The organism is Alphaproteobacteria bacterium GM7ARS4, assembly GCA_014332745.1.
In the GTDB taxonomy this organism is placed as follows: Bacteria; Pseudomonadota; Alphaproteobacteria; order GM7ARS4; family GM7ARS4; genus GM7ARS4.
Window position 1 is genome coordinate 25,205 of the sequence record JACONL010000003.1, and the last position, 11,598, is coordinate 36,802.

The window sequence follows — 11,598 nt, forward strand, 5'->3', positions numbered from 1 at the left end:
AGAGTCGAGGATTTCACAATATCGGCATTGAGGACAATGGCGATGGCACGTTTGTCGTCACGGGGCTTTTGGCGTCGACGAAGATGTTTCACCGCGCCTTGCTTGAGATAACGTCATCTCTCCCGCGCCTCAAGCATATTGATGACAATGTGGTGACCATCGATGACGTGATACGTGTCATTCACGAAAAGACCCATGCGCAAGGCCTGTCCGTTTCTGTGCGTCATGTGGATGACGATGAACAGCATGAGGGCACGATAGAAGTCAAAGGGCTTGTCAATGCTGAGGACTATGACACGTGGACATCCATTGCGTCGTTCATCAGCGAGCGTTATGCCCCGTGGCTCTTCCTTGATGACCATGTCGTCAATATACGTGGGTTTCACTTGGATGTGGTGAGTTCTATCAGCGGTCCTCATTCTTTCATCATCATTAGGGAACAAAAGAGCGGGAAAGGACACTATTATACGAAGGGTTCTCTGCTTCCCAATGGGTTTCGTCTACAAGAGATTATGACTGACCATTTGGTGCTGTCGTGGCAAGGCAGAGACTATACGTATGTCTTAGGAGATGACCATGACACAAGAACAACCAACTTACATCCTTGAGTTAGAAGAGAAGATCGCGAAAGATAGCGATGGGACGTTGGTGAAGACCATCAGGAACACTCTCGATGCGGAGAAGGATTGCGTGAGTCATGACATTCGCCAAGGGCGCGCCTCAGAGGACTTCAAGCGCCTCAACGTGTTACTTGGCGGTTTAGAGGCGGCGCGAGCCGTCATCGACTCCTATTGGGCATCACAGCATAGCACTTAAGGCAAAGAGGAGGATAAGAAGATGACAGAAGGAGCAGGCGGAGTCAGTATCCAGAATACTGTGAGCAGTTTTGACCCTGTGCTTCAGGCGTCAGAGACAGACTTGGCGAGAGCGCAAGAAGCGGCGCAATCGGGTCGGACAGGCGACATTATGAATCTGGAGGCGCAACTTCATCAGTGGACTCTGACGTTACAGGTGAAAGCCAACGTCTTGAAGGCGATCAAAGATGCGTTCCAGAATATCATCAGGAACTATAATTAACGGCACATGGTGAGCGTGGGGGTGCTGTGAAGGGATAGGGCGAGGCATGGAGGCATGGGAGGAGCACACTCTTTCGAGGGCGCGACGCCTTCCCATATGGTGGAGGACCATTCTTCGTCCCGCGCCCTTATCGCCTTTCGTCAAGAGATCGATAAGCGGGACAAGGCGCTACGTCTTGTCTCGATATGGGCTGTGGCAAGCCTCTTCATTGCTCTCTTATGGGCGGGTCTCTTTATATGGGATGGCGTGAGACGCCATGAGCGCATGCGTGCGCTCAGCGAGGCGGTGGCGGAGTCGCTTCCGCGTCATGAATCCACCTATCAGTCTCTTATACAACATGCGGTGCGCGCCTCGATGCTGGCCGAGCATATTGATGGTTTGACAACGTCATCCTATCGATTCGTTGAGCTCTTTTTGCGTGAGGACGAGCATGACAAGGCACATCACCTTCGCATACATCTTGCGCGAGTCGTCATGGAGGAATCTATGGCGCGGCTACGCCATGAACGAGAGCGTATGGTTATCTCAAGGCAGCGAGACAAGGTGCGAGAGGGCGTATCGTATGACATGCTCCTCAGGGTGTGGTCTCGACATTATCGGGAAAAGCAAGAATGGTTTCATCACCATCACGCCATTGAGACTTTACAGCAAGGCAGAACAGCGCTTTTTGCCGAGAAAAAGGCGCAACATTATGGTTTTCCTCTCTCTTTAGAGCATCACCGCCCCTTTTCGCGTATTCTTGTGCTAGAGGCACAGCGTCACAAGGACGTCATCGAGGACATGGTGCTTGCGGGGGTGCATGCGGGCTTCGATGGAGAGACATCCATAGCGCTCTATGAAAACCGCCTTCATCGCCTTGTAGCACAGGGCTGGTTTCGTCGCTCATCTCTCCAGCACGCCTTGGCAGCTGTCTCCTCAGCCGTAGAGCGTCTCAAGACATGGCCTAACGGGCCTGACGCCGCATCAACGCATGCGCCGCATGGTGAAGCGTTCGTGGCATTGCGCAAGGCGCTGAGCGCCTTGAAGGCGCAATTGGCACAAGAGGACAGCCATATACGGGACGTGCATCCCGTCCTCTTGTCCCATATTGCCGACTATGTCATCCAACAAAGCGCGCAAGGCGGTGTCACATGGCTTCAAGGACGGGACCCACAAGCATTCGAGAAACACCATGAAGGGGGGACATCGTCCCGCCCATGGGCGTTCACGCTCAGTCAGCAAGCCCGCGCCCTCTTTGACGCGCTCTCTCTCATAGAGGATGTGAAGGGGGGTGATGCGCAGGGATGGGATAGGTTCATGGCATCCTCACCCTCACGTGAGTCTATCCTTGCCTATGCTGTGGCACAAGATAAGGCGTGGGGAGAGACGATGGAGGCGCACAAGCCTCATGCGCCTCGATGGTTAGGTGATAGAGTCGACGCTGTGTTACGACATTATCGCGCTCACCATGCCAAACGCGCCATCGAGACAGCATGGCATGCCCATCAGCGCTATGATGGCATCATGCATGGGGAGGCAGAAACAGGGGACGAGGCATTACGTGTTGCGCATGCTCTACGCTATATACGTCTTCTTCTTGAGGAGGGAGACGCCCAGCATGTTCCCATTCGTCTATGGGCACAGCGTCAGTTAGACGCCCTTGCTTTAGCGATGGCGCATGGGGACTCGAGGGGAGATTCGGAGGGGGACTCGAGGGGGGATTCGGGGTATAAAGTGTTTGAGGCAGAGACGCCTCCCTTTTTCCTTCCGCCTTCATCACGCGCCGCCCTAAACCATCTATGGCGTGATGAACAACGCCGCGCCGTGCGTCATTGGCTCACCAGAGCAGCGCCCTTCCTTGTGCTGATACCAGAAGGCACAAGCCATATGATACGTCATCCCACCGCCACACAGCATAGCGATAAGGCGCATATTTTTTGGCATAAGTTGCAAGAATTGCATGGGCTCTTAGCCCACGACATCCATAGGGAGGATGAAGAGGGGAAGACAGCATGGATGGCGGCGCTTTCCCGTTGGTTTGGCGTTGAGCGAGGATATGGTGCTCTCTGTGGCATTGGTGATATCGAGGCGACATCGTCGGCTTTTTCCCATCCCTTCATGATGTTGAGGCGTCGCCAATGGTTTTCTCTTCTCACCATGCGTGAATTGACATCTGTCTGTCGGGCGTATGCGTCCGTGTATCATACAGTGGGTTTATTGGAACAGAGGTTCGCCCGTTACGTACAAGGACGCTATCCCTTTTCGTCTCTCGAGGCAAAAGACGTGTCCCTTTCTCAATATCATCGGTTTTTTCGTTTTTTCCAAGGGCGCGTGCAGACCATACAGGATGCCATCGACATCATCACGCCAGACGACGATGGCTTTTTACGCCATGTCCGTGACGTCCTCTCCTCTATGGAAGAGGTGCGCGCTCTTTTAGGCATGTTGACTCATAAGCCCTTGTTGGTGATGATGGATAGCGGTCGTGTGGAGGATTTTTCCCATATGGGGCGTATACGTGCCGTCACCTTTCACGATGGACAAGGGCAACGCGCGCAGCAAGAACAAGAGAGAGGACAGGTGCGTTTCCATTGGCAGGCGGGACAAGCCGTTGCTTTGACGCTCCATTGGCACGAGGAGTCGCCATGGATTCCGGTGCGGGGGGCGTCTCAGGGCCACAGGGTGTCTTTCCAAGAGGAAGGGGGCTGGGCGCTTTTGCGCTTTTACGAGCGCTATGCTATGGAGCAAGAGACGGCGATGACGTTTGACCATCATAGGACATTGTTACGTTTTCCTCTCACGCTGGGGCATAATCGCGCTGTTCCGCGTTATGATACCGAGCATGGCGATGCGCACCATCCGTTGTTTCCGCGCTTTGTTGATTTTATGGTGCAGCTAGAGACACACGCCATGCCTTTAGGGCGACTCCTCGCCGCATGTCGTCAGTTAGCAGAGGCCTTTAGCCACATGAAGGCGACATGGTATGACGAACGAGACGCCGATACAGACACCCATGATGTGTTTCTAGAGCGCCCCTCTCCTCTCCTGTGAGTCCTTATCACTCAGCCTTTAGAAGGTTTCTCGACGTGCCTCTTTCGTCACGTTTTTTGGGAACATCGTCATTAGCGTTTCTCCCTTGAAGAGCACCCGTTTTCCTTGGTGAGAGATGTCGACTCCTTGAGCCGTGATCGTGCCGAGAGAGGAACGTCCATAGACCATGTGATCGCTATAGATACGTTTTTGGTCTATACGGATAATCAATGTATCGGTCTGGAAGTGATAACGCGCTTGGCTGATAAGATGGATATCATCACGCAAGGTTAATGTTTTATCCTTATTATTGAAGATACCATGGTCGGCTTCGAGGGTTATTTTTTCGCCGCTGAGGGCGTCCGTGAGCGAGGTTGCCAATGCTGTCAGGTTGATATGTCCCGTTTTTTTATCGGCCATCGTCGCTGTTTTGGCATGGATTGTATAGAGGTCGCCTTTCTCGTTATACCCGGTATAGACGGGATTTTTTGCCATGATGTCGGGCATGTGATGGAGAGGCGTATGGGTAGCGTTGGTATGAAGGAGGGCGGGAATGTTATAGGCGTGGGGCCAAAGAAAAACAGCAGAAAGAGCGAGACAGAAGATGATACCCCATGTGATACGAAAACGATGGGAACGTTTGACGTAAGATTGCGTTGTGGACACTGCTATGGCGTCTTCTGTCATGTGTTGAGGGGAGGGAGAGGATGCCATAAGAGTCATGGAGAGTTACATAGAGGGAAAAAGCCGACGCCACTCATTATGTCACATGTTAGCTTTTTTTGCAACAGATTTTTACGCCTATGATGGTGTCTTATGGTATGGTGTGGGTGTTTGGTCTGTGGGAGAGGAGTCATGCGTATATGGGGAAGGGGACATATCGTCCTCAAGTCTGTGGTTGTCCTCATGTTTGTGGCAATTCTTTCTTTGACGGCGTTTTTGGTGGTGTCTCTTGTGCGTGGCGTATCGGAGACGGCGCGTCATGGGTCGTCTTTTGAGGAGCATGTCTCCTTTTCGTTGAAGCCTGGCGAGAGGATTGCGTCCCTTGCTGTTTCAGGCGACTATCTTGTGTTATTGATAGAGGGTCTGGAGGGTGGCAGTAGCCTTGTGCTGATGGAGCGAGACTCGATGTCTTTTGTGCGGCGTCTTGACATTCCTGTTGAGGGCGGGCCTGTTGAGGGTGGGCCTGTTGAGGATGGGTCTTTTGAGGATAGGTAAAGGGGAGCATGGCATTGTGCTGTTCGGGATGTATGGGTTTTGGCGGTTTGATGAAGAGGGTTGTGACGAGGGGTGGTGCTTTGTTATCGAGGCGATAGCGTTTTTTAGCGATGGCGAATCGTTTGGCGAGCATGGATGCGTATGGTCCTGTGCCGCGCATGCGCGTATGGAATCGTGAGTCGTTGATATGCCCTTCTCTCATGGAGGCGAGGATATGCATCACTTTTTTTGCTTTGAGGGGATAATGGGTTTCGAGCCATTCTTGCCAGAGCGCGCCGACGCCTTGAGGGAGGCGAAGCAAGACATAATAGGCTTGTTGTGCGCCGGCGTGTGCGGCTTGTTTGAGGATGGACTCCATCTCTTCGTCATTGAGGGCGGGGATAAGGGGGGCGAGCATAAGGGTCACGTGGATGTCGTGGCGCACCAGTTGGGCGATGGTTTGTAGGCGTTTTTCTGGCGTTGGTGCGCGTGGTTCTATGATGCGTGCGAGCTCTGTATCTGTGGTTGTGAGCGAGATAAAGACGCGCACCAATTGCTTTTGGGCGAGGGCTTGGAGGACGTCTCTATCTCTGAGGATAAGGTGAGATTTTGTCGTGATGGTGAGCGGTTGACGCCATGTGTGGCATGTTTCGAGGATATGGCGGGTCGTGAGGAGTCTTTTTTCGATGGGTTGATAGGGGTCTGTATTACTTCCCAGAGCGATGGGGGTGCATTGATATTGTTGGTGGCTGAGTTCCTTTTGCAAGAGGTAAGGGGCGTGCTGTTTGACGAAGAGGATACGTTCGAAGTCGCGTCCTGCTGACAGGCCAAGATATTCGTGGGAGGGGCGTGCGTAGCAGTAAATACAGCCATGTTCACACCCACGATAGGGGTTGAGGGAATAGTCAAAGGGAATGTCGGGCGAGCGTTGGCGGTTGAGGATTGTTTTTGCTTTTTCATAGAGGAGTTGTTGTCCTTCGTCCCTCTCGCTGTTCTGTTGTTGGGTAGGGATGCGTTCATGCTGGTCGTAGCGGCTGGTGGGGTTGCTCAAGGCGCCACGGGAGGGATATTTTTTCGGGAGGGAGGAAGACATGGTGACAAAGTGATGGGATTGTTCGTATAATGTTACGGGGTGGCCCATAGGATAGAGGAGTGTGAGAGAGGATGCGGTATCTTCATACGATGGTGCGTGTGCGTGACTTAGAGATAAGCCTTGATTTTTATTGCAACAAGCTCGGTTTGAGGGAGGTGAGGCGTCGCGACCATCCTCAGGGGCGTTTTACGTTGGTTTTTTTGGCAGCGCCATCCAGCCCAGACGCTCAGTTGGAGCTCACGCACAATTGGGATGATGAGCCTCTCTCGTCAGGTCGAAACTTTGGCCATGTGGCGTTTGAGGTTGATGATATTTATGCGACATGCCAAGCCCTCAAGGACAAGGGTGTTGTCATTAATCGTCCGCCTCGGGACGGCTATATGGCGTTTGTTCGTTCTCCCGACAACATTTCCATCGAGTTATTGCAGAAAGGCGAGGCTCTGCCACAGCGTGAGCCTTGGGCGTCTATGGGCAATGAAGGCGTATGGTAGCTAGAAACGAGAAGACAGCCAGATGGCGCATTTCGAGCCGATGGTGATGGCGCGATTGATGATGGGGTAGAAGGGGGCTTTTTCCGCTTGGCGTTGGAGCGCAATATCGCGATGGGCGATTTCTTCGGCGCGAAATTGGCGTATTTTTTCTTTGAGTGCTTTTTCATCGTCGCCGAGGGCGCGTTCTTGTTCGGCATAATGTTCGTCAATGACATTTTCTACGGCGACGGTGCAGGCGTAAGCTGTTTGGACGCCCATGAGGGCGGTGGCGGCGCCGAGGGCATACCCCATGACATGCCACAGAGGTTGAAAAATCGTCGGTTGGACGTTGCGTTCTTGCATGAGAGCATCGAAGGTAGCGAGATGTTCTTTTTCATGACTGAGCATATCGCGTAAGGTGTCAGCTTCGAGGGTATCGCCCAGAATATCCAATTGCGCCTGATAGATACGCACCGCCCCATATTCTCCCGCATGGTCGACGCGCAAGAGCGATGCAATATCCGTTTGGGATGGATGTGTCTTTGCCTGTGCGTGATGTGTGGGAAGGGACGTGGACATGCGACTGGACATAAGGTTGGAAGGGGGGTTGGACGGGTGACAACGTCATGAGGGAGGCGTGGCCTCTATTGTGCCATAGGTGATGGCATCACACAAGGGATTTATGCGTGGCGTTGCGGGCGCATCCCATTGAGGATGATAAGGATAGCGAGGACAAGGGATAGAATGGCGTTATAGCCGGCCATGGAGATGCCGAAGAGCGCCCATGTAATGTCATCGCACCGCACGATGTCTTGCTGATAGAGAAAGGCGCGCAAGGCCTCTAAATCATCGAAGGTGCTTTGAGGGTCGCCGGCGCATGTATCAGGTCCTTGCCACCAGCGATATTCGATTCCCGCATGGTAGAGAGCAACAGAAAAGCTGGCGAGGAGCAGAACGCTCACCCCAACCCGTAGGGGCTTTTTGGGGATGGCGAAGGCGAGGAGGGCGGCAGGGATGATGGCAAACCACACATAGCGTTGATACCAGCAGAGGGGACATGGGGCATAGCCGAGGACATGTTCGCTGAAAAACACATAGGCGAGGAGCATGCATGCAAAGAGGGCAAGAACGACCATGTCTTGGGGTGGTTCAAGTAAACGTGCGTGGAAGGGGTGGCGGGCTTTATGACGTGACATGGCGCATGGTCTGTGGTTTTTCTCTTCATAGAGTCATCATAAGGGCGATGATAAGGAATACAAGGGCGATGGCAAGGAAGAAGAGCGTATCGAGGTGGCGTTCGATGAAGGGGCGTAGGCGCGGTGAGGCGTACGCTGTGAGGAGGGCGACAAGGAAGAATCGAGCGCCACGGGACAGGAGCGAGGCAACGACAAAGCTAGGCAAGGGAAACAGCGCCGCCCCAGCGCTGAGGGTGATGATTTTATAGGGGAGGATGGTAAAGCCGCCGATGACAATGATGGCGATACCATAGGTGGCATAATACTCCTGAAAGGTGGCAAGCCCGTCATGGAGTCCATAGAACGTCATGAGGGGGAGAGCCAGTTCTGTATAAAAGAGGAGTCCTATGACATAGCCGAGGACGCCGCCGATGGTGGAGGTGAGGGTTGCTATCATGGCGTAGAGCATGGCTTTTTTCGGTTGGGCGAGGCACATAGGCACGAGCATCACATCGGGTGGGATGGGAAAAAAGATACTCTCAGTGGCAGAGACAACACCCAGCCAGTAAGGCGCATGGGGGGATGATGACAAGGCCATGACGCCCTCATAATGTCGATGCAAGGCCTTGTGTAGTCTGTGGAGGAGGGATACCATACCCCATCCTATAGTCTGTCTGTTCCCTGTTGTCTATGCTTGTGTTTGACAAGCAAGCGACCTCACCTTACCATAGGTGGCATGAACCATGATGTAGCGCACTCTCATATCAAGGATGACGTGACCTTGAGGCAAGCGGCGGCGTTCACCCTTGCCTCTAATTGGGCGCACCAGCAACATAAGGGCGTCTTAGCCTCAGTCCATGGGGAGTCCCTCTATCGTTATGCGTTGCCTGTCGACGAAGAGACCATCGCGGCGTATCGCAACCATTTTGCCCACCTTCATCGTCCCCACATGCCCCGCCTGTGGCAAGAGCCTGATGTCAAAGACCGCCTCCATACCCTTGTGAAGGAAGCAGCCCGCATGATGACCATGCGGGAGGGAAAGATATGGGATGATGACGAGAAACAGCATAACGCCATTCATACAATCCTGTTACGCATAGAGAATGACCCCGCCTATGGCTTCGACCTTGATAGGCCTCAGCAGGCATGGCTGTCTATCACCTTGATTCTTGCGCCCTTTTTGCAAAAAGGGCAGATGGCGTTTTTATGGGATAAGATGGTTGAGAAACGAGGAGACGCCGACGAGGCGCTGGACAAGGCGCGTTTTCACCTCTTAAAATTCCTGTCCATTGCCGACTCGGCTCTTGCCATCACGCCACAACAAGAGGAAGAGCGCCTTTTTTCAGCGCAAACGGAACATGGCTTGGCGTTGCTTGTGCGCCTCAAAGAGTCGCTCGACAAGATAACACAAGACGAGTCATCACAGGCCACCCATGCCTTTCCTCAAGGGGGGTATGTCATGCGTCAGCTCATTTTGTTTTTGGAGAGGACGAACGCCTTGCCTTCTGTGATGTTTGCCCGCACGCGCACACACCTAGAGGGAGAGCGTGATGGCAAGCCCCTTCTTCGCCAAGAGCGGATTTTTGTCCGTGAGCGAGACGCCCAGACCCATGATGGCATGCCTCTTCCGCCTCTGAAGATTCAGGCAAACACGATACGTGTGCAGATACAAGAGCCCAAGACAGACAAACAATGGCAAGGCATGCTGGGGATTCATACCCTCAGTGTTCTTGTCTGTGCCTTTCTTCTTGGCAAGGATGTGGATAGGTTGGTGCTGTCGTGGTATCGAGAGCATGGCGACAAGAATGATTGGCGACAAGGCAAAGAGGCAAAAAGCCCGACCCCTGAGCGCATAGGCAAACGTATTGATTGGCATAGAGAACGTATGGAAGGGGCGACAACATTATACCAAAAGATACGTATGCTGGCCGACCTCATGCACGAGTCCTACCGCGAAAAGCACGGGGTTGCCATGTCCACGTCCGATTATCGGGACTTGCTGTATCATATGCGCCATTACCGCCTTCACACGCTCAAGGCGATGGCGCGCCAAGACTATGGCATAGAGACAATGAACGTGCCGATGACAGGGAAACCATGGAGCTTTCTTCTTAAAAAACAGGACTTAGACGCCCAATATGACGACATTGTTGCGTATCGTTGTCGCTGGCTTTCTGATGTGAAGGAACGTTGTCACAGGATGGACGACAAAGAGCGCATGACCCTTGCGCGCGCATTGGGGGTGCGTGATGTTTCCCCTAAGGATGTGAATGCCAGAGGGAAAAATCGCGTTGCCCTTCTGCCAGCGGGCATGCCGGTGGATGCCGTGCGCGACGCCTTTCCCGAATTTCGTGCGGGACATCCCGATGATAAACATGCGAAGAAAAGGCACTTTATCGATGTCATGCGCGATAACAAGACATTGAAACAAGGGGGCGGGATTCCCACACAACCCTTTGGCTTCACATGGGATACAGACAAGGCGAATAAAGACAAGGCGGACAAGGATAAGACGTGCGCTGGCGGTTGGCGCGCTATGACGAAGAGGCGTTCCCAATGGGCCCATGCCAGCCTCTTGCACATGATGGCGCGCCATTTGTTGCAGGGCGACTATGCTGTGGAGACGCCACATGACAAGAAAGGGAAGGCGACATCCCATGAGAGCAACAAGAAAAAACAGGTTGCTTTGGGAGAGATGCCCTTTGCGAGCGTGAAACCCTCCGCTTTGGGGATGACGTTAGAGGTCGAGCAAGGTAAAAAAGTACTCTGTAGCCTCACGCAAGGATGGCGTTATTACGCCCGCCTTGATAAGAAGACGATCAAAAACCTTGTGACAGCATACACAAAGGCAGGGAAGGGACGGACATGGACACTCCCTCTTTTACGCGCTTCTGCGGGGGACAAGGAGGAATCGGTAGAGCAGGCGGTGACCGAGATGCGGCGGCAACGTTTCATAGCCGCCCAAGCCATTTTGCAGTGGGAGTATGACGTGCTGAAGGGAAAGGATATTGATAAGGATAAGCGCCTCGATTTCCCTGCCATCCTCACCTATGCGGGACTCCATGACGACAGCATACGTAAAAAGCTCACACACTATAGGGATTACGTGTTCCATGATAACGTTTTGGAACATCCTTTCCGCGACGCCCCTGACATTTTGCGAGAATGCTATAAGAAGATTGAGGCGGAGGAGAAAAAACGCCGCCAGCAAAAAAGGCGTCAACATATCCATCAACGTCCTGTCCAGCACTCAGGGAAGGGAAAGGGGAGCAAAAAACACAAAAAAACGAGATAAAGGATGTTGACAATGTCATTTTTTATTCCTACAATGGCGATGAAGCTGTTGCTCGTCACAGGGTTCGAAGCCATGCGCTGAAGACGCCCTGTCTATGACGGGCATGTCAGCTCACATCCCGTTGAATGACCGAAGTCTCAAAGGCTGAAGACGCCCTGTCTATGACGGGCATGTCAGCTAAAAGGCTTTGTATCCTTCGCACTTGCCTTGCTGAAGACGCCCTGTCTATGACGGGCATGTCAGCTTGATAGACTTGGGCATAAGCGGGGCATTGCGCTGAAG

The 11,598-nt window shown here is 53.0% G+C and carries 11 protein-coding genes and 1 CRISPR repeat array (1 of these 12 running past the window's edge); of the genes, 6 read left to right on the forward strand and 5 right to left on the reverse strand.

All coding sequences use genetic code 11. The features are described from left to right. The 4 genes from GDA54_03640 to GDA54_03655 all read left to right on the forward strand — a co-directional run. On the forward strand, positions 1–608 hold a 608-nt coding region (locus GDA54_03640), incomplete at its 5' end, for a hypothetical protein (protein ID MBC6497398.1). Next, on the forward strand, positions 577–816 hold the full coding sequence (locus tag GDA54_03645) for a hypothetical protein (GenBank protein MBC6497399.1): 240 nt from the start codon (positions 577–579) through the stop codon (positions 814–816). The genes GDA54_03640 and GDA54_03645, both read left to right, overlap by 32 nt. Before the next feature lie 21 nt (positions 817–837). After that, a complete protein-coding gene (locus tag GDA54_03650; protein ID MBC6497400.1) occupies positions 838–1,077 on the forward strand; it encodes a hypothetical protein in 240 nt (79 codons plus the stop codon). 54 nt (positions 1,078–1,131) lie between these two features. After that, positions 1,132–4,107, forward strand: coding sequence for a hypothetical protein (locus tag GDA54_03655; protein MBC6497401.1), 2,976 nt, complete (start codon positions 1,132–1,134; stop codon positions 4,105–4,107). An 18-nt stretch (positions 4,108–4,125) separates the two neighbouring features. Here the strand turns inward: GDA54_03655 and lptC are convergent, their stop codons facing one another. Further along, on the reverse strand, positions 4,126–4,773 hold the full coding sequence (gene lptC / locus GDA54_03660) for an LPS export ABC transporter periplasmic protein LptC (GenBank protein ID MBC6497402.1): 648 nt from the start codon (positions 4,771–4,773) through the stop codon (positions 4,126–4,128). A 217-nt stretch (positions 4,774–4,990) separates the two neighbouring features. Then, positions 4,991–6,376 (reverse strand): PA0069 family radical SAM protein, encoded by a 1,386-nt coding sequence (locus GDA54_03665; protein ID MBC6497403.1) that lies wholly within the window; start codon positions 6,374–6,376, stop codon positions 4,991–4,993. Positions 6,377–6,447: 71 nt separating this feature from the next. On the opposite strand from GDA54_03665, the gene GDA54_03670 reads away from it, so the two are divergent. Then, positions 6,448–6,867, forward strand: a complete 420-nt coding sequence (locus tag GDA54_03670; GenBank protein ID MBC6497404.1) for a VOC family protein — start codon at positions 6,448–6,450, stop codon at positions 6,865–6,867. Here the strand turns inward: GDA54_03670 and GDA54_03675 are convergent, their stop codons facing one another. The 3 genes from GDA54_03675 to GDA54_03685 form a co-directional block, all read right to left on the reverse strand. Further along, positions 6,868–7,425 (reverse strand): demethoxyubiquinone hydroxylase family protein, encoded by a 558-nt coding sequence (locus tag GDA54_03675; protein MBC6497405.1) that lies wholly within the window; start codon positions 7,423–7,425, stop codon positions 6,868–6,870. 101 nt (positions 7,426–7,526) lie between these two features. Then, the gene (locus tag GDA54_03680; GenBank protein ID MBC6497406.1) at positions 7,527–8,042 is read right to left on the reverse strand and encodes a disulfide bond formation protein B; all 516 of its coding nucleotides are present in this window, start codon (positions 8,040–8,042) and stop codon (positions 7,527–7,529) included. 25 nt (positions 8,043–8,067) lie between these two features. Further along, entirely contained in the window at positions 8,068–8,676 is a 609-nt protein-coding gene (locus GDA54_03685) for a DedA family protein (protein MBC6497407.1), read from the reverse strand. Between the two features lie 81 nt (positions 8,677–8,757). Between GDA54_03685 and GDA54_03690 the strand changes: the two genes are divergently transcribed. Continuing rightward, positions 8,758–11,316 carry a hypothetical protein gene (locus GDA54_03690; protein MBC6497408.1) on the forward strand — a complete coding sequence of 853 codons (2,559 nt, stop codon included), beginning with the start codon at positions 8,758–8,760 and terminating at the stop codon, positions 11,314–11,316. 76 nt (positions 11,317–11,392) lie between these two features. Next, a CRISPR array of direct repeats spans positions 11,393–11,598; the repeat unit is 36 nt; unit sequence GCTGAAGACGCCCTGTCTATGACGGGCATGTCAGCT; it runs 160 nt beyond the window's last position.